Source organism: Microbacterium sp. C-MGS6, from assembly GCF_058140415.1.
Map to the genome: position 1 here is coordinate 1,948,314 of NZ_CM176934.1, position 21,949 is coordinate 1,970,262.

Consider the following 21,949-nt stretch of genomic DNA (forward strand, 5'->3'; position numbering starts at 1 on the left):
GCTCAGAGGAGCTCGAGGTTGTTCTTCAGCTCCAGCGGCGTGACCTGACCGCGATACGCCTCCCACTCCTTGCGCTTGTTGAGGAGCACGTAGTTGAAGACCTGTTCCCCGAGCGTCTCCGCGACCAGCTCGGAGGCCTCCATGTACTCCAAGGCGTGGTCGAGGCTGGCCGGAAGCGCCGAGTATCCCAGCGCCCGACGCTCGGCGTCGCTCAGCGCCCAGACATTGTCCTCCGCCTCCGGCGGAAGCTCGTAGCCCTCCTCGATGCCCTTGAGGCCGGCGGCGAGCATGAGCGCGTAAGCGAGGTAAGGGTTCGCCGCGGAGTCGAGGGCGCGGTACTCGACGCGCGAGGACTGGCCCTTGTTGGGCTTGTACATCGGGACGCGGACGAGCGCGGAGCGGTTGTTGTGGCCCCAGGTGATGAAGCTCGGGGCCTCGTCGCCGCCCCAGAGCCGCTTGTAGGAGTTGACGAACTGGTTCGTCACCGCGGAGATCTCATTGGCGTGCTTGAGCAGACCCGCGATGAAGTGCCGACCGGTCTTGGAGAGCTGGTACTTCGCACCCTCCTCGTAGAAGGCGTTCTGGTCGCCCTCGAACAGCGACATATGCGTGTGCATGCCGCTGCCGGGCTGACCGCTGAGCGGCTTCGGCATGAACGTGGCGTACACGCCCTGCTCGATCGCGACCTCCTTGATGACCGTCCGGAAGGTCATCACGTTGTCCGCGGTGGTGAGGGCGTCGGCGTAGCGCAGGTCGATCTCGTTCTGGCCGGGGCCGCCTTCGTGGTGGCTGAACTCCACGGAGATGCCGAGGTCCTCCAGCATGCGGACGGAGCGCCGACGGAAGTCGTGCGCGGTGCCACCGGGGACGTTGTCGAAGTAGCCCGCGGAGTCGACGGGCACGGGCCCCTCGGGGCCGAAAGACGACGACTTGAGCAGGTAGAACTCGATCTCCGGGTGCGTGTAGAACGTGAAGCCCGCATCGGCGGCCTTCGCGAGCGTGCGCTTCAGCACGTGACGGGGGTCGGCCACCGCGGGCTGCCCGTCGGGCGTGGTGAGGTCGCAGAACATGCGGGCGGTCGGGTCGATCTCCCCCCGCCACGGCAGCGTCTGGAAGGTCGTCGGGTCGGGCTGGGCGAGCAGATCGGACTCGTAGGTGCGGGTCAGCCCCTCGATGGCGGAGCCGTCGAAACCGATGCCCTCGGCGAAGGCGCCCTCGACCTCGGCCGGCGCGATGGCGACGGACTTGAGCGTGCCGATCACGTCGGTGAACCACAGGCGCACGAACTTGACGCCGCGCTCCTCGATCGTCCGGAGGACGAAGTCCCTCTGCTTGTCCATGGCTACTCTGCGCCCTGGCCCTTCTCCGCACCGAAGCCGCTGGTGGGCTTCGCGTCCCAGCCCTGCTCCGCGGCCTCTTCCTCGGCCCAGGCACGCGACCGCTCCTTGAGCACCTCGGGGGCGCGGTGCGCCTCGGCCTCCGTGTCGAACGGACCGATGCGGTCGATGGACGGCGAGAGCATGCCGAACTCGACCTCGCCCGTGGCGGAGTTGTACCAGTACTTGTGATCGCCGTCGGTCATGGCTGCTCCTTCTTCCCGCGAGCGGTTGGGGTGATGTCATCGATCCTACTGGCGTGCACCGTGGTCGCTAAGCTATCGGCCATGGCAAAAGCGATCGGCGTCGACATCGGCGGCACGGGCATCAAAGCGGGAATCGTCGACCTCGAACACGGCACCATGGCCTCGGATCGGGTACGTGTGCCCACTCCGGCCGGCGCGGCACCGGAAGACGTCCTCGTCGCGGTGCAGACGGTCCTGAAGACGCTCGACGTGCATGAGTCGACCCTGCCGCTCGGCGTGGCGTTCCCCGCGATCGTCAAGCGCGGGAAGACGCTGTCCGCCGCCAACGTCTCGAAGGAGTGGATCGACTTCGATGCCGAGCGCTTCTTCCGCGACGGCCTCGGCCGGAACATCGTCTTCGTGAACGACGCCGACGCCGCCGGCGTCGCGGAGGCCCGCCACGGCGCGGCGCGCGACGTGCTCGGCTTCACGCTGCTGACCACGCTCGGCACCGGGATCGGCTCCGCGTTCCTGTACGACGGCGTCCTGCTGCCGAACACGGAGCTCGGACACCTGAACTTCCGCGAGTACGAGTCCGTCGAGACGTATGCGGCCACCTCGGCGCGCGAGCGCGAGGGCCTGAGCTGGGAGGAGTGGGCCGAGCGCCTGCAGGCGTTCTACTCCCACATCGAGTTCCTGTTCAGCCCCGACCTGTTCGTGGTCGGCGGCGGCGTGTCGAAGAACGCGGGCGACTTCCTGCCGCTGCTCGACCTGAAGACGCCGATCGTCCCCGCGATCCACCGCAACAACTCCGGCATCATCGGCGCGGCCTCGCTCGCCGGCGACTGACCCTTCGACGGGCTCAGGGCCCTTCGACGGGCTCAGGGACCCAACGAGACGCTCAGGGCCCTTCGACGGGCTCAGGGACCCAACGAGAGAAGGCCCCGATGACGGGAGTCATCGGGGCCTTCTGCGTTCGGGGCGAATGGGCCGACCTGTACGCCGGGTTCTGTTCCGGGGTTCTTCGCCCCTTCGACGGCCATCTCTCTCGGCGACACGTTGCCGTGCCGCTCCAGCGGTCTACCCGAGGACTCGGCGAGCCGCGTCATCATCCTCTGTCTGACCTTGCTCCGGGCGAGGTTTACCTGGCGGGCCGTGTCACCACGGCCCCCGGTGGTCTCTTACACCACCCTTTCACCCTTACCCCTCGCGGGGCGGTCTGCTCTCTGTGGCACTATCTCGCGGATCACTCCGGGTGGGTGTTACCCACCGCCCTGCCCTGTGGAGCCCGGACGTTCCTCGGTGCGGTTGCCCGCCACGCGACCGTCCAGTCGACCCATTCGCCCCTCCAGTCTACGGGCCTCACTTCTCCGCGGAGTCCGCGATGCGCAGGTCGAGGGGCACGTCGATCGGGAAGGTGCCGAACAGGCGGGTCGTCGCGACGGCGGCGGCCTCGCGGACGGCGTCGGCCGCGGCCTCCGCGTGCTCCTGCGGCGTGTGCAGGATGACCTCGTCGTGCAGGAAGAACGCCAGGTGCGGTTCCCGGGCGAACGGCCCTGACGCCTCCGCGGCGCCGAAGACCTCGGGGAGCTGCGCCAGGCGGTGGCGGATCTCCGCGAGCCAGATGAGCGACCACTCGGCCGCGGTGCCCTGGACGATGAAGTTCCGGGTGAAGCGCCCCCACTCCCGCGCGCGGCGGCGGGCGAGGGAGACCACGGCGGGGTCGGCATCGGCGCCGGTGGCGTCGGCCTGCAGCCGCATCCACTCCGTGGACGGACGCGGCGAGGAGCGACCGAGCCAGGTCGAGACGATGCCGCCGTCCTCCCCCACGCGCGCCGCGTCGTCGACGAGCGCCATCGCGCGCGGGTACACCTTCCGCAGCCGGGGAACGAGTCGCCCGCTGTCGCCGCTGGTGGCGCCGTACATCGCTCCCAGCACCGCGTACTTCGCCTCGTCGCGCGTCGCGACGGCACCGGACGCGACGACGCCGGCGTAGAGGTCGCCGCCACGCGCCGCGTCCGCCATCGCCTCGTCGGACGCCATGGCCGCGAGCATCCGCGGCTCGAGCTGGGCGACGTCCGCGACGACGAGTGCCCAGCCCGGATCCGCGCGTACGGCGGGGCGGAGGTTGCGCGGCAGCTGCAGCGCACCGCCGCCGGCCGACGCCCACCGTCCGGTGACGACGCCCCCGGGGATGTACACCGGACGGAAGCGGCCGTCCTGGACCCATTCCGACAACCAGGTCCAGCCGTTCGCGCTGAGCAGGCGAGACAGCTTCTTGTAGGCGAGGAGCGGTTCGATCACCGGGTGCTCGTGGGCGGACAGCTCCCACTTGCTCGTGGACTCCACCGACACGCCGACACGGTGCAGGGCCCGCAGCAGCTTCGGCTGACTGTCCAGATGCAGCGTGGGGTCGTCGAGCAGGGCCCGCACCTCGTCGCCGCGTTCCACCATCCGTCGGGGCAGCCCGCCCGCTGCCGGACGCGCACCCAGCGTCTCGGTGAGGATCGCGTCATGCACCCCCGCGTCCCAGGGCAGCCCCGCGACGCGCATCTCCTCGGCGATCAGCCCGCCGGCCGACTCCGCAGCGCAGAGCAACGTCAGGCGGCCGTCCGTTGCCTCCGCCATCACGTTCCGCTGCGCGCGGTACTGCTCGAGCGCGGCCGTGATCGCGTCTTCGCCCGACTCCTCATCGAGGACGTCGAACAGGGAGGGGGTGGTGTCGACCGGGTCGCGACGCTCCCAGCCCGCGGCCGGGGGCAGCGGGGTGTTCACCATGGCGGTGTCGCGCAGGATCGCATGGCAGAGGACGAGGTCGTGGCTGCGCGTGATCCGGACCCCGGCGTTCAGCAGCAGCGCGTAGATCTCCGCCGCACTGCGGATGATCCATCGCGGCGTGTCGGCGGCTTCGACCTCAGCCACCCAGCCGGCGAGTTCGGACGCGGGGAGGAGGGTGCGCTGCTGCTCCTCGTCATGCTCATCCAGCTCGATCGCGGCGTACTCCCCCGCACCGAGGCCGATCAGCGCGAGACGTCGCTCCGGGCCCGACGCCGGCACCGTCACGGGCGGTGCGCGCCGGATGCGCTCACGACGAGAGTCCCGACTCCTCAGTGCGCACGAGGATGCAGCCGCACTCGGGGCACGAGACCACCTCGTCCTCGGGCGCGCGACGGATGTCGTTGAGATCAGTGCCGGGGAGCATCATCCGGCACCCCTCGCACGTACCGCGGGTGAGGAGCGCGGCTCCGGCGCTGTTCACGGCGCGGCGATCATACTCCGCGAGCAGGGGCGCGGGAACCGTGGCGGCGACGGCCTCCCGGTCGCGCGCGAGCTGGGCGCCGAGCTCGGTCGCCGCAGCGACGTCGGCCTTGCCCTGGGCGGTGAGAGCGCTGCCCTCCGCGGTCGTCGCGTCCAACAGGGCCTGCTGCGCGGCCACGGCGGCGTCGGCCTCCTCGACCCGGCCCATGATGTCGAGCTCGGCATCCTCGAGGTCGCTCAGGCGCTTGGCGAGGCTGGCGAGCTCGTGCTCCAGGGCCTGCGCCTCCTTCGGATTGGTGGCTGCCGCGAGGCGCTGGGCATCGCGGTCGCGGCGCTGCTCGGCGAGCGCGACATCGGACTCCAGCCGCGAAAGCTCGGTGCGGGCGTCATCCCTGGCACCGGTCAGAACCGTGAGCTCACGGAGCTGCTCCTGCCGGATGGCGACGAGTTCGGCGATCCGGCCCGCCTGGCTCGGCCGGGTGCGGGCTCGTTCCGCCTGCGCGATGCGCCGGTCGAGGTCCGCGATGTCGAGCAGGGTGCGCTGGTTCTCCGGGGTGGCGTTCACGCTCTCAAATCTAGTCGCTGCCGGGCCGAGCGCCGCATCACCGGATGTCGCCGTCCACGTAGAACCACGTCCGGTCCTCGCGGACGAAGCGGCTGCGCTCGTGCAGCGATCCGCGCGTGCCGCCCTGACGCCAGAAGGCCTCGAACTCGACCACGCCCACAGTGTCGAAAGGGCCGCCCGCCACGCGATCCACGATCACCAGCCGCCGCCATTCCAGGTCGGTGTCGAAGCCGATCGTCTCGGGTCGCGTATCCGGGTGCCAGGTGCGAAGGAGGTATGGGGCGTCCTCCCTTACGAACGCCGTGTACCGCGAGCGCATCAGCCGCTCGGCGGTCGGCGCAGCAGCCCCATCGAGGAGCGGTCCGCAGCAGGCGGCGAAGGTGTCCCCGGAGGCACAGGGGCAGCGGGCGGACTCCGTCATGAGAGCGCGACGATCAGGGTCATGCCTGCCAGCATCGCGCGGAGGGCCGCGACCCGCCAACTCGCTCTACGCTGGAGGCACGCCAACGGAGGAGCAACGATGACCACTGTCCCCACCTTCCGCGCCCACAACGGCTTCACCCTGCCGGCTCTCGGCCTCGGGACGTACCGCCTGAACGGCGACGCCGGAGCGGATGCCGTCGCCCAGGCCCTCCGTGCCGGATACCGGCTCGTTGACTCGGCCTTCAACTACGAGAACGAGGGCTCTGTCGGGCGCGGCGTCGCATCCGCAGGCATCCCCCGCTCCGAGGTCATCGTGACGACGAAGCTCCCCGGACGGCACCACGCCCGCGCGACGGCGACAGCCAGCATCGAGGAGAGCCGCTCACGCCTCGGCCTCGATGCGACCGACCTGTACCTCATCCACTGGCCGAACCCGAGCCAGGACGAGTACGTCGAGGCATGGAAGGCTCTCGTGGACGCTCAGGCGCGCGGCGTCGTCCGCCAGATCGGCGTCTCGAACTTCCTCCCTGAACATCTCGAGCGCATCGAGCGGGAGACAGGGGTCCGACCGGTCGTGAATCAGATCGAGGTGCACCCGTACTTCCCGCAGGAGGAGCAGCTGGCGTATCACCGCGAACGCGGCATCCTCACCGAGGCCTGGAGCCCGCTCGGTCGCGCGCAGGCTCTCCTCGACGAGGACGTCGTCCGCGAGGTGGCCGCCGCTCACGACATCACCCCGGCGCAGGCCGTCCTCGCCTGGCACGTGGCCAGAGAGACCGTCGCGATCCCGAAGGCATCCTCCGCGGCGCATCAGGCCGCGAACCTCGCCGCGGCCGCCGTGGTGCTCGATGACGCGGAGGTCGCTGCGATCACGGCGCTCGGACGCGCAGACGGGCGCCTGTTCGACGGTGACCCCGCCGTGCACGAGGAATCCTGAGTCACGACCGCTCAGACGCGCTGCGTGCCGAGGACGCGCAGGAACTCCAGCTTTCCGGCGGCCTCGCTGCCCGGCTGCGCCGTCAGGACGATGAGCGCCTGTGACTCGTCCTCCGTGAACAGCGCCTGACAGTCCACCTCGATCTCCCCCAGCTCCGGGTGGATGATCACCTTGTGCTGCTCGAAGCGACGGGCGACCTCGTGGGCCGCCCAGAGCTGCACGAACTCGGGGCTGCGCTCCGACAGGTCGGCCACGATCTCCCCGGCCCGCGACCGCGCGCCCATCGTTCCGTACGCCGCGCGCAGCGCCGCCACCAGTGCCCGGGACTGCCGGGGGTGATCGCCCTCCCGGTACCGGCGTCGCTCCTCGTCCGGTCGCGCGAACCAGCGATGGATGCCGCTCCGGTCGAGGCCGGTCAGGGCGCTCGCGTCACCGATCAACGCCCGCGAGGCGGCGTTCTGCACCAGCACCTCGTCGAGAGCCGAGACCACGAACGCCGGGGTGTCGTGCAGACGATCGAGCACGCGGAGGATGCCGGGTCGGACGTAATCGGTGACCACCGTCCGATCGGGTGCGCTGAGCCCGCTCAGTCGATACAGGTAGTCGCGCTCGTCGGATGACAGACGCAGGGCACGAGCGAGGGCGGCGAGGATCTGCGCGCTCGGCTGCGGGCCCCGACGCTGCTCGAGACGTGTGTAGTAGTCCGTCGACATGGTCGCCAGCTGCGCGACCTCCTCCCGCCGCAGTCCCGCCGTCCGCCGACGCGGCCCCTCAGGCAGCCCCACATCGGCGGGACGGAGCGCCTCCCGACGGCGCAGGAGGAAGTCGGCCAGGGCATCGCGATCCATCCGTGCAGTATCCCCCGGACACCGGACGGGATCCAGGGACCGCCGATCCCCCGATGAGCCGTCTCTGGAACGGCGCCGGTGCAGCGCCGAGGCTGAGGTCATGGACATCACCGGAAACACCATCTTCATCCCCGGCGCGACGAGCGGGATCGGTCTGGCGCTGGCACTCCGACTGCAGGAGCGCGGCAACACCGTGATCGTGGGAGGGCGACGAGAGGACCGGCTGGCCGCGATCGCCGCCGAGCATCCCGCACTCCGCACCGTCCGCATCGACACCACGGACCCGGGAAGCATCGACGAGGCCGCGGCCGCGGTCCTCGTCGCGCACCCGACGCTGAACGTGCTCATCACGATGGCGGGCATCATGCGCGCGGAGGACTGGACCACGCCGGCCGGCTTCCTGTCCACCGCCGAGGAGACCGTCACGACGAACATCCTCGGCCCGATCCGTCTCATCGCCGCCTTCATCGAGCACCTGCGAGCCCAGCCCGCGGCGACCATCATGACCGTCTCCTCCGGTCTCGCCTTCGCGCCCCTGAAGGTCACGCCCACGTACAACGCGAGCAAGGCGGCGATCCACATGCTCAGCGAGTCGCTCCGGCTCCAGCTCGCGGGGACGACCGTCGCGGTGCAGGAGCTCGAACCGCCGGCGGTGCGCACGGATCTCATGCCCGGGCACGCGGAGAACGATGCTGCTCTGCCCCTCGACGCGTTCATCGACGAGGTCATGTCCCTCATCGAGACCCAGCCCGACGCGACCGAGATCCAGGTCGAGCGGGTGAAGTTCCTCCGCTACGGCGAGGCTCGTGGCGACTACGACGAGGTCGTCGCGGTGCTCAACCGCACCGATCCGCACGGTCGGTGAACGCGGTGGATGGCCGGCCGCCCCACCGCCGTCACGCCTGCAGGGACGCGGCGACCGCGGTGAGCGCGTCGGCGGACTCCCGCAGCAGTCCGAGCTCCCGATCCGAGAACGCGGTCGTGCGGATCGGCACGGCGCCGGCGGCGCTGACGATCGACGGAACGGACAAGGCGACGCCGTCGATCCCGTGGAAGTCGTGGAGCACTGTGCTCACCGGCATCACCGCATGCTCGTCCCGGAGGATCGCCTCCACGATGCGCGCGCTGGAGAGTCCGATCGCATAGTTCGTGGCGCCCTTCCCCTGGATCACCTTGTAGGCGGCGTCGCGGACGTCGACGGCGATCTCGTCCAGCTCCTCCAGGGTGAAGCGCGGGTGGTCCGGGGTCTCCCAGTCGAGGATCGGGACCGTGCCGATCGTCGCCCGCGACCAGAGCGGGAACTCGGTGTCGCCGTGCTCTCCGATGATGTGGGCGTGCACGCTCGCCGTGGACACTCCCGCCCGCTCCCCCAGCTTCCAGCGCAGACGAGACGTGTCGAGCACGGTGCCCGACGCGAAGATGCGCTCCGGCGGCAGTCCGGTCTCCTGCTGCGCGATGACCGTGAGCACGTCGCACGGGTTCGTGACGATGACGTAGACGGCGTTCGGCGCGACGGCGAGCAGCTCCGGCATCATGCGCCGGATGATGCCGGCGTTCACCCCGGCGAGCTCGGTGCGCGTCTGTCCAGGGTTCTGTTTCGCTCCCGCGGTGATGACCACGACATGGGAACCTGCGGCCACGGAGATGTCACTTCCGCCGATGATGTCGCTGCTGCCCGTGAACTGCGTGCCGTGCGCGAGGTCCAGCACCTCGGCCTCGACCTTCTCGGTCGCGATGTCGTACAGGGCGACGTGGCGTGCCGAGCCACGGATGAGCGCGGCGTAGGCGACGCTGGACCCCACGCTTCCCGCGCCGACGACGGTGAGCTTCGAGTTCTCGATGATCTCCATGCGCCCATCCTGACAGCGCGGGCGCTGTGACGGCAGGGGTCTCGCCGGGAGAATCGCAGCGTCATCACACCGCCGCGGCGACCGCCTCTGCTGCGGTCCGATGGGTGAACCGGAAGCCGGACTGCTCCAGCACTTCCGGCCGCACATCGGCGTCGGGGAGCAGCAACGACTCGGCGGCATCGCCGAGGGCGAGGCGCAACGCCCACCGGGGAGCGGGCAGCCAGAACGGCCGGTGCATCCGCTGCGCGAGCGCGCGGCCGATCTCATTGGCTGATGCCCTCGTGGGTCCGGCGAGGTTGACGGGCCCCGCGAGCTTCTCATCGAGGACATGGCGGATACCGCGCACCTCGTCCTCCAAGGAGATCCACGGCCAGATCTGTGTGCCCGTCCCCAGAGGGCCGGCGACGCCGAGCTTCGTGAGCGTGATCATCGGACGGAGCACACCCCGGCGATGGATCACCGGTGCCGTCCGCAGCAGGGCGACCCGCGTGTGGTCCTCGGCGCGCCGCGCCGCGGTCTCCCACCGCACGGTGAGGTCGGCGAGGAAGGTGCTGCCGGGTCCGGAGTGCTCGGTGAGCACCTCGCCCGGCGCCGAGCCGTAGTAGCCCACGGCCGAGGCGGAGAGGAATGCCGGCGCGTCGGTGCGCAGGGCGCGCAGCGCGGTGGTGAGCGTGTTCGTCGCGTCGAGCCGCGATTCGACGAGTTGACGTCGATACCGGCGCGTCCACGGCAGGCGTCCGACGCTCGCACCGCCGAGGGCCACGACGGCCTCGGCGCCGGCGAGAACATCAGGGTCGAGGGCTGCGTCGCCCGGCGCCCACTCGACCTCGCCCTCCGCCTGCGGGGCCCGTCGCACCAAGGTGCTCACGTCGATCCCGTCGGCGCGGAGCGCGGCGGTGAGCGCGGATCCGATGAGGCCCGATGCCCCACTGATGACGATGCGTCGCTCCATTGCCGCTCCCCGCTGCAAACGATACGGGTGGGCCCTGCCGGGATCGAACCGACGACATCCACGGTGGAGTCCCCACGTTTGGCACCAATCGTAGACCTCTTCGCCGGACGGGCCGCGTCATGATGTTCGGCCGGAAGGCTCAGACGCCCGCGCCAACTGCCGAGGTGATCGACGTGCCCCGCCGTTGGTGGCAGATGAAGGAGGTCAGGCTCCGATGCTCCTGCGGATGGGAGTCCGAGGAGACTTGGCCTGCTCGCCCTTCGGTCGAGATCGCCTACACCCTGCGCTGGACGATGCGAGTGGTTGCCGAAGGGCACTGGGCATCCCCCGAGCACGCCGATACACCGTAGCCGCCGTCCGCCCGCGTGAACGACGCGCTCAGTGAATCGCCGTGATTCCTGGGCGCGTCGGTCGTCGCGGGCGTTTCGAGACGCTCCGTACGGTCATCTCACAGGCTCTGGAGGGGGCCTTCTAACCCGAGGAGAGACATCATGCACTTCCAGGACATCACCGCTCTTGAGATGTTCATCGACTACCAGCGCGCGCAGAACCTCGCCGTGACGACGATCCGCAACCGTAGGAGCATCCTGACCACCTTCGCACGACGCACCGGGACGCTCGTCGACTGTGACGTGTTCACCCTGCGCCGCTACATCGGCCGCGACGACGCCGTGAGCGCCGGCACCCGCCGCACCGAACGCGGCGCGCTCATCGCGTTCTACACGTTCCTGCAGGACGAGGGCCTGCGCGCCGACAACCCCGCGGCGAAGCTGCCCGTGGTACGCGTGCCGAAGGGTCAGCCCCGGCCGTTCACGCCCGAGCAGATCGACGCGATGCTCACCTCGGGCGCGTACGCGAAGACGCGGGCGATGATCCTCCTCGGCTACTACCAGGGCTTCCGGGTATCGTCCATCGCCCGCGTCCACGGCCGCGACATCGACATCGAGGGCCGGACAATCGCGACGCTCGTCAAGGGCGGCAAGGAGCGCCGCCTCCCGCTTCATGAGGTGATCGCCCATCTCGCGCTCACGATGCCCCGGGACGGCTACTGGTTCCCCGCACGCGGCGGACAGGGCGGTCACATCCGCGCGTCGTCGGTCACGGACCTCATCACGAAGGCGAAGGTGCGCGCCGGGATCACCGACCCGAAGCTCACGCCGCACTCGCTCCGCCACGCCTTCGGGACCGACCTCGTGGAGCAGGGCGTCGACATCCGCGTCGTCCAGGAGCTACTCGTGCATGAGCACCTGTCGACGACCCAGATTTACACCGCGGTCAGCGAGCGGCGGAAGCAGGACGGCATCCGCACGCTGACGCCGCGCGAGGTGCCCGCACGGTCCGGGAGGGGTGCCGCTAAGATCGCGGCATGACGAAGCAGACCCGCATCATCGTGATCGTCGGCTCGGCCGTGGCCGCGCTCCTCATCGCCGCGATCATCGTGGGAGCCGTCATCCTCAACACGCTCCGCCAGCAGGCGGAGAACGACGCCTACCAGGACTGCATGGCGCGGCACGGGTACGCCGCGGACGCGCCTCCGCCCGCCGTGGCTGATGAAGACCAGGACGAATACCTGGAGGACATCGCCGCGGCGGCGGAGGCGTGCTCCCGCGACTAGCGCGGAACGTTCGCCGCGGCCAGGGACGCCGCCGGTGTGCCCAGAATCGTCGAGCCGAGGCCGAGCCAGAGGGCGACCTCCTCGGCGGTCGCGAGCCCGTAGAAGGTCACGAGCGGCCCGGCCGCGGCGATGCAGCGGAACAGCCACAGGCGGGCGCTCGGGGAAGGAATCCACCGGTTCGGGGTTTCGGTCGCGCGGGCTTCCGCGCGAGTCTTCGGGGTGTTCATCGTGCTTCCTTTCAGGGGGCGAGGATGTTGAAGGCTGTGCCGGCGACGGCGACGAGCAGCGCAAGGAGTCCGGTGGTCCGGCCCCAGCGGGCGGTGTTGTCGGCCTGGAGTGCGGCCTGGTCCTCCTCCACGTCCGCGATTCGTTCGTCGTGGCGAGCGAGCAGCTTGCCCTTCTCGTTCAGGCGCGCCTCATGCTGGTTGAGGGTGCCTTCGTGCTGGTCGAGGCGCTGGTCGTGTCGCGCGAGCGTGGCGGTGAGCATCCCCTCGATGCGCGCGACGATGATGCGGAGGTCGAGCTCCTCCCCCGTCATCGTCATTGTCATGCCCGCTTAGGGGTCGGGATCTCGCCGCGGGTGCCCTTGAGCGGCTTGAGGCCGTTCATCGCCCGGCGTGTGTTGACCATGTTGAGTGCGCTGTCCCACTCGGCCTGCGTGACGCTCTGCGGGTCACCCCAGAGCTTGCGCTCGCTTCGTGAGATGTCCGGGCCTTGGACGTGGAAGGTGAGTTCCCCGACCGCGGCGCGGCGGGTCTCGTCGTTCTTGTCGTCGGTGTTGTAGATCGTGCGCATGGTGATGTCTCCTTGCCTCTTGGCCTTTCTCTTCGCGGGGATGGGCTGGCCGTAGCGGCGGTCGCGACTACGGATGTACTCGAAGTGGTGGTCCTCGCCGCGGATGTAGAGCCGGTTCCGAATGAACCCGTTCTCGGCGAGGATCGCGACCACGTCCGGGTCGGTCCAGTCATCCGAGTCGAGGGCGGTCCCCTTGGTGTGGAACGCGAGCGGATCGGACGGGTGAAGCGCCTTCGAGTGCCCCGGGTGCGGGCCGCGACCCGTGACATACGCCTGCCACGAGTTGTACATGCGAAGCTGCGTTGCCCAATCGCGCAACGTCGAGTTCGTATCGATCTCGCGCCCGAGCTGCGCCTCAGCCCGGCGGAACGCCTTGGCCGCGTCTGGCGTGAACTGCACACCCGGCCGAATGGTGTCGATGACGAGACCGCCCATCATGCGCCCCTTGCTTCGAGGGCTTGGATGCGCTGGGCGAGGAGGTCGACGGCCTGATGAAGCTGCGCGTTCTGCACCATGAGGAGGCCCAGGAAGTCGATACTGTCGGGCACCGGGTTGCCGTCGTCATCACGGACCAGCTGCGTCGTCGTGGTGTCCGTGGAGGCGTCGTAAAGCGTCTCGGTCTGGTAGACCACGAACGGGCGCTGGTCGTCGTTCTCGTTGAGCCGCTCGGCGATGTACCCGTACTTCCAGGCGCCGTCACCGTGGCGCATCTGATACCGCACCAGGGACGGCCACACGTCGCCGAGGGATGCGGGATCGATCTCGCTGATGAACTTCTTGTACCGCTCGCTCGACGCGCCACGCGAGATCCGCCCGTCGCTGTTGATGTACGCGACGGAGTATCCGCTCGTGGCGGGACCGCCGGCCGAGTAGATCGGGACCGTCGCACCGGGGCCGATGCGAGCGTTGAGGTAATCGACGCCGACGAGTCCAGTCGTGCGCCCATCGACGTAGCTCTTGGTCGCGAGGTGCGGGCCGTCCGTGGGGTTAGCCGCGACGAGCCTGCCGCCGGAGTGGTAGAAGGGCACCGTTCCGTCTGGCGCGGCGGATGAGGCTGCTTTGACGAGGCCGAGGTTCGCCCGAGCGCCTTCGGCGTTTGTCGCCCCGGTGCCACCCTTGGCCACGGATGTGACCGCACTCGTGCGTTGCGCGATGTAGTCCCGGGTCTTGTTGACCTCGGTGCCGAGCGTCTTCGCGGGTTCGTTGCCGGTGAGGACATCCATCCCAGCGGCGGCCGCGTCGTCTCCGGTTGCCATGTCGTCTCCTAGAGGTTGTTGATGGTGCCCACGAGGGCGTTGATCGTCCCCGGCAGCAGGGCGATTGCTCCGGCGGGGGTGTCGGTGGTGCGGGAAGTGGCCGTGACTTCGTTCCGGGCGAGGTCGAACTCGACGCGCTCGGCGATTCCGATCTGCAGCGGCGTGCTTTCGAGGACCGCTGAGAAGGTCTGTTCTGCGGTCTCGGTCCAGGTCGCTTGCTTCGTCGCGGTGACTGTGCGCCCCTTGCCCTGTGCGCGCTGCACCGCGTACCGGGCGCGACCGGGACCGGGATACGGGGCGTTGATCTCCCGGAGGATGACCTTGGACGGCGTGGGGGTGAGTGCGTAGGTATCGTCACGGGTGTGCGTGATCCCGTCGCGATCGGTCCAGGTGTAGCGGAACACCGCGGCGTCGTACCAGGCTTCGGAATCGCGGGTGAGTTCCTCGCTCCCGTTGATGATGTTCACTCCGTACCGGTAGGTCTGCGCCCCGGGCTCGCGCCACGCGGCGTCGCGGAGTGTCCACTCGCGCGCCTCGTTGCACACCAGCCGGAAGCCGGCCGCCTGCACGAGGGGGTGCAGGAACGCGAGCGCGGATGTCCCGGCAGGCCAGCGAAGCGCCTCGGGGCGACGTTCGACGAGGGGTGTGCGGGTTGAGGCGGACTTGTGCGCGACGTCCTGCCACGAGACCGTGTACCCGGCTGGTGCGATCGAACCGTCGTGGTACGGGATAGCACGGTCACCCTCGTGGAACATTGCCGCGTCGACGAAGTGAATCTGACCGGAAACAGTGCCGGTGATCGCGATGTACGGGAGGACGTGCGTGGCGCCGGGAGGGGCGACGGCGGAGATGGTCGGGCGCACATAGCCGGCGGAGGAGGTCGCGACGGGGGTTCCGACGACGGTCGAGACCACGACCGTGCCGTTGGCGTTGCGCCATTGCAGGCGGGCCTCAGCCATGCGCCCAGTGCCGGAGGTGATGACGTGGGCGTTGAACGTGTATTCCTTGCCCGGCACGACTGAGAAATCGCTGGGTGCGGCCACCGGCGCCACAAGCGCGTTCACGCCTGCAGCGGTCACCCGGAGTACGTAGCCACCCGCCGGAGCGGAGGACAGCGCCACGCGGGCGAGAGCAGGGTTCCCGCCGACCTGGATCCAATTCGCCGCATCGACCTCGAGCGACGGATTCGCGAGGAGGTTGGTCACCTCCCAGTACGCGGTTGCGTCGGCATCGGTCGGCCCCGGCTCCAGCGCCGTCCCGATCTTTCCGAGCACGTAATCGCAGACACTACGCAGGGAGCTCTGCAGCGGCCACGCGCCATCGTCGTCGACGAGCTGCGCGAAGTCAGCAAGAATCGCCTCGTCTGACGCAAGGTCGAGGCTCACCTTCGCGGAACCCCGGTCGGGCGCACCCCGGCGAATGCCGAGGTTGAACACGCGGCCTCCGGCCGTGATCTCCAGGCGCCGCGAATTCCGGGGGTCGAGGTCGGCGAGCAGGTCCGGGTCCGGAAGCGCGAGGCGGATACCGTTCGCGGAAACGTGGGGGGCCTGCCCGGAGTCGAACACGATGCGCCCGGCGTCCTGGTCCATCGTCACGGGGATGCTCGGGGTTCCGAGAATTCGGGCGGTGTAGTCGGGCGCTGCGACGGTCACGGCGCCACCTCCACGAACGGGATGGTGATCCACCACACACGTCGAGTGTCCTCGTCCAGGGTGATCGAGAGGTCGCCTTCGCCGACGATGAACGACATGTCGACCGCGTCAACCTCGGGGTCTGTGATCGCGAACACCTGCGGGATCGACAGGACGGCGAAGGCGGCGAGAGCGTCAGCTTGCTCAGGGAAGAGGCATTGAAACTCCCCGCGGCGGAGCCCCGGTGCTCGGAAGGTGATGTCTGGATTCGGGCGGTTGATGATGTCGTGGACGATCGTGCGGGCCTGGCGGCTCGCCTGGTAGCCGTCGATGAGTTCCGGCGTGATGGTCCCGTTCGAGTGTGTGATCGTCGCCATGTCAGTCCCACTTCTCCAAGCCCGCCGCGATCCCGCCACGAACTACGTCGACCGTGATGGTGCGACGGCGAGCGGTAAGAGCGTTGATCCTGCGCTCCGCCGAGAACGTATCGGCGATGACCTTGACCGTGCCCGGCTTGATGCTGCCCGCCTTGTCCTCGACTCGCTGTATGTCCTCGGTGGCCCGCTTCGTCTTCGCGTTGACGGCAACTTCGGTCTCATCGGGAAGGCGGTAGATCGCATTGCCGAGCGCGTCGGTCTCCCCCGTTGCGACGCCCACGGTCATCGCGTACTGGTAGGCGGTGCGCTCGGCGAGGCTGGCGGCGTCGGCACCGCTGATGTAGCCCTCCTCCGTGGCCTTGAGGACGGCCTCCAGCTCGCGCACCCGCCCACTCGTGACGGAGGTCGTCATGCCGTTGGCGGCGAACGCTTCGGTGAGGCGGTCGAGCTTCGGCCCACCCGAGGCGAGCGCGTCGATCACGTCGACCTGATCCCAGCCGGAGACGTTCGCGAGGTCGGTTACCTGCTTGTACTTCTCGGTCTCGCTCGTCCACTCGTTGATGCGCTGGGTGTAGCCGGCGGCGGAGAGGGCCCCGGCCACGTCATAGGCGAGACCGAAAGCGGACTCGCGTGCTTCGTCCGCGGCCTCCTGCACCTCGTTGAAGTGATTGACCATGACGCCGGCGGCTGCGGCGACGGCGAGGCCGGCGGCGGCGCCTGCGGGACCGAAGTCCGCGAAGGCGTTGGCGGCGACCTCCTGGCCAAGCTCGGCGATGGACTCGAAGGAGCCGTCGAAGCTCGCCGCCGTCTCGCGGGCGGACTGCATCGCCTCGTCCTTGAGGCCCTGGACGCCCTCCTCGGCCTTCTCGAACCCGCGCTTGCCGGATTCGCCGATGTCGTCGAACGTGTCCTTCGAGCGCCGCTGCACGTCCTTGAGGGAGTCCTCGATCCCATCGAGAGCCCGCTCGCCGTCGCGGCCGGCGTCCCGGAACTCATCGCCGATGCCCTCGACGGCGCGCTCCGCCTGCTTGGCGGAGAGCCCCATCGCACGGAGGGCGTCCTTGATGTCGTCGTCGGACTTGCCAGCCTTGCGGGAGGCCTCGACGAGCTTGGCGGCGAAGCTGTCAACCGGGCGGGTGGACCGGGCCGATTCGTCGCCGACGCCCTCGACCGCGGCCTCCAGGTCCGCGAGGGCCTTCTCGCCGTCCTTCGCGCCTTTCGCGACACCGGAGGCGTTGAGGCCGATGTCGATCTCGAATCGCTTGCTCATGATCCTGTGGCTTTCTCGATGTTCTCGGCGACCGTCCGGTAGGCGGTCTGCGCGTAGAGGGACCAGGCCCGCGGGATGAACTCCCGGAGCGCGGGATAGACGACCCGCCCGGCCTTGACGTAGTGCCAGAACTGGCGCTGCGTGCGCCGGGTGACCGATCCGCGGCGTGTCTGATAGGTGGCGTAGTCCTCGCGGTAGGCACCGAACTCGGTCTCGCGCGGGAACTTGCCGTTGGCCCCGGCGATGAGCTTGGCGCCGCGGTCGGAGACGTAGACGGTGGCGGGTGCCACCAGCCGCTTGTGGAAGATCGCCTCACCGGGCGACTTCTCGGCCAGGAGCTTCTTCCACTCCGGCACGATGACGCGCTTCGTCTGCGCACGAGCTTCCTTCGCGACCTCGCGCGGGATGGTGGCCATGACCTGGACGAGCGCGGTCAGCGTGGGGCTGCGCCGCACGTCGAGCTGCATGGCCACCACTCACTTATGCGCCGGGCGCTGCCACGGGCACCGGCCGCGGCCGGCCCTGGACGCCGTGGGTAACGGAGGATGTCGCGACCGCGTTGACCTGCCCACCGATGGAGCCAGGGGCGATGAAGATGTCGGCCTCCCATCCGAGGCCGCCACGGACCGGCTCGAAGAGCATGGTGACCTTCTCACCCTCGTGCTCGTACAGGAACATGGAGAGGGAGTCCGGGGTCTCCCAGTCCTGGGCGTAGTCGAGCTGCGCACCCCAGGTCGTCGCGGTCGGGAAGTTGAAGGTGGCGTCGGGGGTCAGCCCGTTCCACGTCACGTTGCCCGTCGTGGGGGTGAGCGTGACGCCGGAGACGTGCTTCTCGTAATCGGACTCCGCGATGCGCAGGAGCACGTCGCGGAGGACGATGGGCTGGACTTCGATCTGAGGCATGAGTGGTGTGCTCCTAGCTGGGGTCGGCTGGTGCCGGCGGGGCGGTAACGGGGTTGGTCGTGATGACGGTGATACTCAGCCGCCACCCGAAGTAGGCGTCCCAGAACACCGCCTTGGAGGCGCTGATGCGGTAGAAGCTGGTCGAGGAGAGCGCGGCCTCGTAGAGCTCAGCCACCGACTCGTCTGCGTCCGCTTCGGCCTTGCGCACGTCCATGCGGTTGGTCGCGATGCAGACGTCGACCGTCGCGGCGATCTTCGAGAGCGGGGCCTCCGGGAAGGGCTCGAAGCCCGTGTACTCCAGCCACATGAGGGGCCGGGAAAGGGCGTGCATCTTGTCGGGGATGCCGTCCTCGGCCTTCCAGTCAGCGGGCACGAGCGGCTTGAGGACGCCGAACACGTACTCGCGGACGGTGGGCGCGTCGGGGTCAGTAGACATCGGGCTTCCCATCTGCCGGGCGGATGATGCCGCGGATGGTCTTGTCGAGCGGCCGCGGAGTGAAGCTGAACTGTCCGTCGCCCGCCTCGCCCCCGCCGGACACACGGCCCGCGTTCCAAAGGTTCTGTGCCTGCCGGAGCTGCGCGTAGACGTAGTTGAACGGCGTCTCGGCAGGGTCGGCGCCGAGGAGCGCGAGCACCGCGGCGAGCTTGTCGGAGAAGCCGAACTGCGTGAGGAGCAGCTCGACGGCACCCGCGAGGGTGGCGTTCTCGGGAGCGTAGGTCAGCACCTGGACCCGTGCGGTGTCCAGCAGGAACCCGCACGATTCCTCGTCCTCGATGGGGGCGTCCTCCCACGCTCCGAGGAGACGTTCCTGATCGGTGATGCTGTACCAGGCGGTCATGACCTACGCTCCCGTTCGCTTAGCCGGCGGCCTTGGCGGTGCCTCGGGCGACGAGCGACTCCGGGCGGACGACGAACGTCTCCAGGTAGCCGATGACGGCCTTGTCGATGCCACCGCGGGCGATGTCGAGCGCTTCGAGGTTGATGGGCGTCTCGCCCTGCTCGCGGAACTCGATGGCGTTGTGAGCGCCGGCGGCGACGGCGGGCTGCGCGTTGTCGAAGCCGGCGGCGTCGAACGCCTCGTCCGGGGCGCGCTTGACGGTCACGCCGTCGCCGGAGCCCGTGCCGTCGCCGCGGACGGCGAACGTGACGTACTCGGGCACGAGGTCCTTCGGCGTGAAGCGGAGCTGCCGCCACGCGGCCTTGTTCACGAGCACGAACGCGGCGTCGTCGTCGGCGTCGGTCACGTCGTCGATCGCGTCGATGACGAGGCCCATCGCCTCCGGGTACTCGGTCGGGTAGTCGGTCGCCGGGGCGACGATGCGGGAGCCGTTCGCGGTGATCTTGCCTGTGGACTGGTCGACCGAACCGGACGCGGCGCCGAGGATGTCGGCGAGGGCGTCGAGGTCGGTGATCTTGGCGTAGGAGTCGACGACGCCCTGGATGAAGGCGGCGACGACTTCCTGGCCGCCGTCGAGGTCCCAGAACTCGCGGGCGAAGTCGGCGGCCCAGCCGTACGCGCGGCGGGTGGCGGCGATGACCGAGGTGCTGCCGGAGCCGCTGGGGAGATCCGTCTTGTTGCCTGCCCAGGGCTTGACGAGGCCGGTGCCCTGGTCGAGCTTCCAGCCCTTCCGCCCGGAGACGTTGATGCCGTAGGCGTGGACCACGAGGTCCATGAATCGGCGCGCGTAGGTGCGGCCCTGCCAGACCTTGCCGACCCACGCGGGCTGGATGACGCCGCTGGTCGCGGTGGTCAGTCCGCCCGTCGCGTTGACCTTGATGTCGGCCAGCGCGGCGAGCAGCGTCTCCGCCTCGTTCTTGTCCGGTGCGCCGTTCTTCACGGCGGCGATGGACGCGAAGATCGTTCCCAGCTCGTAGGCCTTGGTGATCTGCTCGACGGACGTGCCGGGGGCGGTGGCGAGCAGGGTGCTCGGGACGGCGGGTGCCGTGGCCTGGCCCGGCTCGATTGCGGTTGCGGTCACGGTGGACCCTCCTTCTGTGTTGACCTCGGCCGGGGCGGCTTCGGGGGTATAGGTGACGACTTCGCCCTCTGCGGGCTCGATCACGACGGACTCGGGAAGCGTGTCGGTGTGCAGCTCCAGGACTCCGCCTTCGGGAACGACGGCATCGAATCCGCGCTTGTCCAGGAGCTCCGAGCCGTCACCCGTGTCCTCGGCGGCGAGCAACGTGGCTCCCTCGAATGCGGGCCGCTCGACCTGAGCGGACCCGAAGATGCGGCCAGCGATCGCTTTGCCGTTGCGGATGAGGACGCCGGCCGCTTCGACGCTGAGGTGGCGACGCTTGCCGCTCTTGCCCTCTTCGTAGGCGGCGCGACCGGCGGGCGTGTTGGCGTACTTGTACGACGCGAACACTCCCTCGGGCTGTTCCCAGAGCCGCGTGATCGCCGCGACCGGCTTCTCACGCTCGTGGTCGATGGTGTGCGCGGTCCCGGTGGTGTCCTCGGGAATCTCGAACACGCCGGGCTCGACCTCAAACTCACCGATGTTGGACCGGGCCTTCACGCCGTAAGGGATCAGCAGGCCGCTCGCGGTGAGGTCCTCGGCGGAGAACTCGAGCGTCCCAGCGTCGATGATGATGTCGGTCATGGTCATGCCTCGCTTGCGGGGTTGGTGGTCGGGGCGGGGATCGCGACAATGTGGGAGCGGTCGCCGCGGATGGACGTACCCTCAGGGCTCACGTCGTCGAGGCTGAGCCGCGCCTCGAACGCGTTGACGAACCGCTTCGCGAGGCCGAACTCCCAGAGATCCGAGCGGGATGCACCGCCCTCGCCGACGCCCTGATAGCGCATCTCGGTCCCGCCGCCGCTACCGCCCTGGCGGACGCCTTCGATCAGGCTCGCGGGGCTGCTGGTGTGGTTGGCGATGTCAAGGCGCACGGCATTCCGGCCGGACTCGAAGAGGTTGGTCTCGACGTCCCCGGGAAAGTCCACCGGGAACTCCGAGACCTTGAGCGCCACAGAGCCGTTCTTGCTCTTGCGAGCGGCGACCCACTGCTCCTTGTACTCCTTGCGCTCCTCGGGTCCCCAGGACTCCCAGACGTCGCGCGGGATGCCGAGCACGGTCAGCGGGATCGGGTTCTCCAGGCGGTCCATGTAGGCCGCCTCGATGAGCCGGGCCTCGCGGATCGTGTCGACTCCATCGACGAGCAGACCGTTCGCGCCGTAGCCGAGCGGGATCGCCACGACGTGGTGGCGGAACGCGGCGGGGACGATGCTCTCCTCGACGACGATCCTCCCGCCTTCGACGGACCACGCGCCGAACGGGATGTGAAGCGCGTCGGTGGCGACGTGCGGGTGATCGTTGAATCCGAGCGCCGCCCACCCGTTGAAGAACAGGTCGGAGCCGATGCCGAACTTCCGGTGATACGGGGAGACACCGCTCTCCGGAGCGTTGACGAGCCACGCCGGCTGGGGTGAGAGCGGTTCCCCGTTCCGGTCGACCGTGCGGAACACGGTCTCGGCGAACATCGTGACGTGGACGCCGTGTGCGCGCTGCACGCCGGGGACGCGGAGCGCGATGTCGCGGGTGATGGGGACGATGCCCTGCTTCATCTCCGAAGCGATCAGCTCGTCGACGGTGATCTGGACGAGCGCGTCGGACGGCTGCCAGGGCGAGGAGACGGCGATGGGTACCGCTGGCGGAGGATACGCGGCGGCGATCTGCTTCTTGAAGATTCCCACGCTCAGAGAG

The 21,949-nt window shown here is 69.3% G+C and carries 26 protein-coding genes and 1 other RNA gene; 5 read left to right on the forward strand and 22 right to left on the reverse strand.

Annotated elements, in window-relative coordinates; genetic code table 11:
* Positions 1–2 precede the first annotated feature (2 nt).
* The gene (gene glnA / locus AC3B5L_RS09450; protein WP_071329447.1) at positions 3–1,340 is read right to left on the reverse strand and encodes a type I glutamate--ammonia ligase; all 1,338 of its coding nucleotides are present in this window, start codon (positions 1,338–1,340) and stop codon (positions 3–5) included.
* A 2-nt stretch (positions 1,341–1,342) separates the two neighbouring features.
* A complete protein-coding gene (locus AC3B5L_RS09455; protein ID WP_187661592.1) occupies positions 1,343–1,582 on the reverse strand; it encodes an SPOR domain-containing protein in 240 nt (79 codons plus the stop codon).
* Between the two features lie 81 nt (positions 1,583–1,663).
* On the opposite strand from AC3B5L_RS09455, the gene ppgK reads away from it, so the two are divergent.
* Entirely contained in the window at positions 1,664–2,410 is a 747-nt protein-coding gene (ppgK, locus tag AC3B5L_RS09460) for a polyphosphate--glucose phosphotransferase (RefSeq protein ID WP_025103605.1), read from the forward strand.
* A 133-nt stretch (positions 2,411–2,543) separates the two neighbouring features.
* On the opposite strand, the gene rnpB is transcribed toward ppgK, so the two are convergent.
* The 4 genes from rnpB to AC3B5L_RS09480 all read right to left on the reverse strand — a co-directional run bounded on the left by rnpB (position 2,544) and on the right by AC3B5L_RS09480 (position 5,805).
* Positions 2,544–2,900, reverse strand: an RNA gene (gene rnpB / locus AC3B5L_RS09465) — RNase P RNA component class A.
* A gap of 23 nt (positions 2,901–2,923) precedes the next feature.
* Positions 2,924–4,624: a bifunctional 3'-5' exonuclease/DNA polymerase gene (locus AC3B5L_RS09470; RefSeq protein WP_490095684.1), complete on the reverse strand. Its 1,701-nt coding sequence runs from the start codon at positions 4,622–4,624 to the stop codon at positions 2,924–2,926.
* Between the two features lie 22 nt (positions 4,625–4,646).
* Positions 4,647–5,384: a zinc ribbon domain-containing protein gene (locus AC3B5L_RS09475; RefSeq protein WP_259952445.1), complete on the reverse strand. Its 738-nt coding sequence runs from the start codon at positions 5,382–5,384 to the stop codon at positions 4,647–4,649.
* 37 nt (positions 5,385–5,421) lie between these two features.
* Entirely contained in the window at positions 5,422–5,805 is a 384-nt protein-coding gene (locus tag AC3B5L_RS09480; protein WP_268776240.1) for a YchJ family protein, read from the reverse strand.
* Positions 5,806–5,904: 99 nt separating this feature from the next.
* Between AC3B5L_RS09480 and AC3B5L_RS09485 the strand changes: the two genes are divergently transcribed.
* The gene (locus tag AC3B5L_RS09485; RefSeq protein ID WP_490095685.1) at positions 5,905–6,744 is read left to right on the forward strand and encodes an aldo/keto reductase; all 840 of its coding nucleotides are present in this window, start codon (positions 5,905–5,907) and stop codon (positions 6,742–6,744) included.
* Positions 6,745–6,755: 11 nt separating this feature from the next.
* Here the strand turns inward: AC3B5L_RS09485 and AC3B5L_RS09490 are convergent, their stop codons facing one another.
* A complete protein-coding gene (locus AC3B5L_RS09490; RefSeq protein WP_490095686.1) occupies positions 6,756–7,592 on the reverse strand; it encodes a helix-turn-helix transcriptional regulator in 837 nt (278 codons plus the stop codon).
* 100 nt (positions 7,593–7,692) lie between these two features.
* Between AC3B5L_RS09490 and AC3B5L_RS09495 the strand changes: the two genes are divergently transcribed.
* Positions 7,693–8,457, forward strand: a complete 765-nt coding sequence (locus tag AC3B5L_RS09495; protein ID WP_259952428.1) for an SDR family oxidoreductase — start codon at positions 7,693–7,695, stop codon at positions 8,455–8,457.
* Between the two features lie 31 nt (positions 8,458–8,488).
* Here the strand turns inward: AC3B5L_RS09495 and AC3B5L_RS09500 are convergent, their stop codons facing one another.
* Together AC3B5L_RS09500 and AC3B5L_RS09505 are read right to left on the reverse strand one after the other, a co-directional pair.
* Positions 8,489–9,442, reverse strand: coding sequence for an L-lactate dehydrogenase (locus tag AC3B5L_RS09500; RefSeq protein ID WP_187661599.1), 954 nt, complete (start codon positions 9,440–9,442; stop codon positions 8,489–8,491).
* Between the two features lie 64 nt (positions 9,443–9,506).
* Positions 9,507–10,394, reverse strand: a complete 888-nt coding sequence (locus AC3B5L_RS09505) for a TIGR01777 family oxidoreductase (RefSeq protein WP_490095687.1) — start codon at positions 10,392–10,394, stop codon at positions 9,507–9,509.
* Between the two features lie 491 nt (positions 10,395–10,885).
* On the opposite strand from AC3B5L_RS09505, the gene AC3B5L_RS09510 reads away from it, so the two are divergent.
* Positions 10,886–11,764 carry a tyrosine-type recombinase/integrase gene (locus tag AC3B5L_RS09510; protein ID WP_490095688.1) on the forward strand — a complete coding sequence of 293 codons (879 nt, stop codon included), beginning with the start codon at positions 10,886–10,888 and terminating at the stop codon, positions 11,762–11,764.
* Positions 11,761–12,009 (forward strand): hypothetical protein, encoded by a 249-nt coding sequence (locus AC3B5L_RS09515; protein WP_490095689.1) that lies wholly within the window; start codon positions 11,761–11,763, stop codon positions 12,007–12,009. Before AC3B5L_RS09510 ends, AC3B5L_RS09515 begins: the two co-directional genes overlap by 4 nt.
* Here the strand turns inward: AC3B5L_RS09515 and AC3B5L_RS09520 are convergent.
* Genes AC3B5L_RS09520 through AC3B5L_RS09580 form a run of 13 tightly spaced genes read right to left on the reverse strand, consistent with a single transcriptional unit; the run spans position 12,006 to position 21,939 of the window.
* Positions 12,006–12,236, reverse strand: a complete 231-nt coding sequence (locus AC3B5L_RS09520) for a hypothetical protein (RefSeq protein ID WP_490095690.1) — start codon at positions 12,234–12,236, stop codon at positions 12,006–12,008. The two genes, AC3B5L_RS09515 and AC3B5L_RS09520, sit on opposite strands and share 4 nt — an antisense overlap.
* Positions 12,237–12,247: 11 nt before the next feature.
* Complete coding sequence (locus AC3B5L_RS09525) at positions 12,248–12,559, reverse strand: hypothetical protein (RefSeq protein WP_490095691.1); 312 nt, start codon at positions 12,557–12,559, stop codon at positions 12,248–12,250.
* Complete coding sequence (locus AC3B5L_RS09530) at positions 12,556–13,242, reverse strand: hypothetical protein (protein ID WP_490095692.1); 687 nt, start codon at positions 13,240–13,242, stop codon at positions 12,556–12,558. Before AC3B5L_RS09530 ends, AC3B5L_RS09525 begins: the two co-directional genes overlap by 4 nt.
* A complete protein-coding gene (locus AC3B5L_RS09535; protein ID WP_490095693.1) occupies positions 13,239–14,060 on the reverse strand; it encodes a hypothetical protein in 822 nt (273 codons plus the stop codon). The genes AC3B5L_RS09530 and AC3B5L_RS09535 overlap by 4 nt, the downstream gene beginning before the upstream one ends.
* 8 nt (positions 14,061–14,068) lie before the next feature.
* A complete protein-coding gene (locus AC3B5L_RS09540; protein WP_490095694.1) occupies positions 14,069–15,712 on the reverse strand; it encodes a hypothetical protein in 1,644 nt (547 codons plus the stop codon).
* On the reverse strand, positions 15,709–16,068 hold the full coding sequence (locus AC3B5L_RS09545) for a hypothetical protein (protein ID WP_490095695.1): 360 nt from the start codon (positions 16,066–16,068) through the stop codon (positions 15,709–15,711). Before AC3B5L_RS09545 ends, AC3B5L_RS09540 begins: the two co-directional genes overlap by 4 nt.
* 1 nt (position 16,069) lies before the next feature.
* A complete protein-coding gene (locus tag AC3B5L_RS09550; RefSeq protein ID WP_490095696.1) occupies positions 16,070–17,338 on the reverse strand; it encodes a hypothetical protein in 1,269 nt (422 codons plus the stop codon).
* Entirely contained in the window at positions 17,335–17,811 is a 477-nt protein-coding gene (locus tag AC3B5L_RS09555) for a hypothetical protein (RefSeq protein ID WP_371512079.1), read from the reverse strand. Before AC3B5L_RS09555 ends, AC3B5L_RS09550 begins: the two co-directional genes overlap by 4 nt.
* Before the next feature lie 7 nt (positions 17,812–17,818).
* Positions 17,819–18,241 (reverse strand): hypothetical protein, encoded by a 423-nt coding sequence (locus AC3B5L_RS09560; RefSeq protein WP_490095697.1) that lies wholly within the window; start codon positions 18,239–18,241, stop codon positions 17,819–17,821.
* 13 nt (positions 18,242–18,254) lie between these two features.
* Entirely contained in the window at positions 18,255–18,677 is a 423-nt protein-coding gene (locus AC3B5L_RS09565; RefSeq protein ID WP_490095698.1) for a hypothetical protein, read from the reverse strand.
* Complete coding sequence (locus AC3B5L_RS09570) at positions 18,667–19,080, reverse strand: hypothetical protein (RefSeq protein ID WP_490095699.1); 414 nt, start codon at positions 19,078–19,080, stop codon at positions 18,667–18,669. Before AC3B5L_RS09570 ends, AC3B5L_RS09565 begins: the two co-directional genes overlap by 11 nt.
* Positions 19,081–19,099: 19 nt before the next feature.
* Positions 19,100–20,845: a hypothetical protein gene (locus tag AC3B5L_RS09575; RefSeq protein ID WP_490095700.1), complete on the reverse strand. Its 1,746-nt coding sequence runs from the start codon at positions 20,843–20,845 to the stop codon at positions 19,100–19,102.
* A 2-nt stretch (positions 20,846–20,847) separates the two neighbouring features.
* Positions 20,848–21,939: a hypothetical protein gene (locus AC3B5L_RS09580; RefSeq protein WP_490095701.1), complete on the reverse strand. Its 1,092-nt coding sequence runs from the start codon at positions 21,937–21,939 to the stop codon at positions 20,848–20,850.
* Between the last annotated feature and the right edge of the window lie 10 nt (positions 21,940–21,949).

Bases quoted from the DNA above. Each gene is read 5' to 3' on its own strand.
- glnA (WP_071329447.1), bottom strand. From the start codon at position 1,340: ATGGACAAGCAGAGGGACTTCGTCCTCCGGACGATCGAGGAGCGCGGC.
- AC3B5L_RS09455 (WP_187661592.1), bottom strand. From the start codon at position 1,582: ATGACCGACGGCGATCACAAGTACTGGTACAACTCCGCCACGGGCGAG.
- ppgK (WP_025103605.1), top strand. From the start codon at position 1,664: ATGGCAAAAGCGATCGGCGTCGACATCGGCGGCACGGGCATCAAAGCG.
- AC3B5L_RS09480 (WP_268776240.1), bottom strand. From the start codon at position 5,805: ATGACGGAGTCCGCCCGCTGCCCCTGTGCCTCCGGGGACACCTTCGCC.
- AC3B5L_RS09485 (WP_490095685.1), top strand. From the start codon at position 5,905: ATGACCACTGTCCCCACCTTCCGCGCCCACAACGGCTTCACCCTGCCG.
- AC3B5L_RS09490 (WP_490095686.1), bottom strand. From the start codon at position 7,592: ATGGATCGCGATGCCCTGGCCGACTTCCTCCTGCGCCGTCGGGAGGCG.
- AC3B5L_RS09495 (WP_259952428.1), top strand. From the start codon at position 7,693: ATGGACATCACCGGAAACACCATCTTCATCCCCGGCGCGACGAGCGGG.
- AC3B5L_RS09500 (WP_187661599.1), bottom strand. From the start codon at position 9,442: ATGGAGATCATCGAGAACTCGAAGCTCACCGTCGTCGGCGCGGGAAGC.
- AC3B5L_RS09505 (WP_490095687.1), bottom strand. From the start codon at position 10,394: ATGGAGCGACGCATCGTCATCAGTGGGGCATCGGGCCTCATCGGATCC.
- AC3B5L_RS09510 (WP_490095688.1), top strand. From the start codon at position 10,886: ATGCACTTCCAGGACATCACCGCTCTTGAGATGTTCATCGACTACCAG.
- AC3B5L_RS09515 (WP_490095689.1), top strand. From the start codon at position 11,761: ATGACGAAGCAGACCCGCATCATCGTGATCGTCGGCTCGGCCGTGGCC.
- AC3B5L_RS09520 (WP_490095690.1), bottom strand. From the start codon at position 12,236: ATGAACACCCCGAAGACTCGCGCGGAAGCCCGCGCGACCGAAACCCCG.
- AC3B5L_RS09525 (WP_490095691.1), bottom strand. From the start codon at position 12,559: ATGACAATGACGATGACGGGGGAGGAGCTCGACCTCCGCATCATCGTC.
- AC3B5L_RS09530 (WP_490095692.1), bottom strand. From the start codon at position 13,242: ATGATGGGCGGTCTCGTCATCGACACCATTCGGCCGGGTGTGCAGTTC.
- AC3B5L_RS09535 (WP_490095693.1), bottom strand. From the start codon at position 14,060: ATGGCAACCGGAGACGACGCGGCCGCCGCTGGGATGGATGTCCTCACC.
- AC3B5L_RS09545 (WP_490095695.1), bottom strand. From the start codon at position 16,068: ATGGCGACGATCACACACTCGAACGGGACCATCACGCCGGAACTCATC.
- AC3B5L_RS09550 (WP_490095696.1), bottom strand. From the start codon at position 17,338: ATGAGCAAGCGATTCGAGATCGACATCGGCCTCAACGCCTCCGGTGTC.
- AC3B5L_RS09560 (WP_490095697.1), bottom strand. From the start codon at position 18,241: ATGCCTCAGATCGAAGTCCAGCCCATCGTCCTCCGCGACGTGCTCCTG.
- AC3B5L_RS09565 (WP_490095698.1), bottom strand. From the start codon at position 18,677: ATGTCTACTGACCCCGACGCGCCCACCGTCCGCGAGTACGTGTTCGGC.
- AC3B5L_RS09570 (WP_490095699.1), bottom strand. From the start codon at position 19,080: ATGACCGCCTGGTACAGCATCACCGATCAGGAACGTCTCCTCGGAGCG.
- AC3B5L_RS09575 (WP_490095700.1), bottom strand. From the start codon at position 20,845: ATGACCGACATCATCATCGACGCTGGGACGCTCGAGTTCTCCGCCGAG.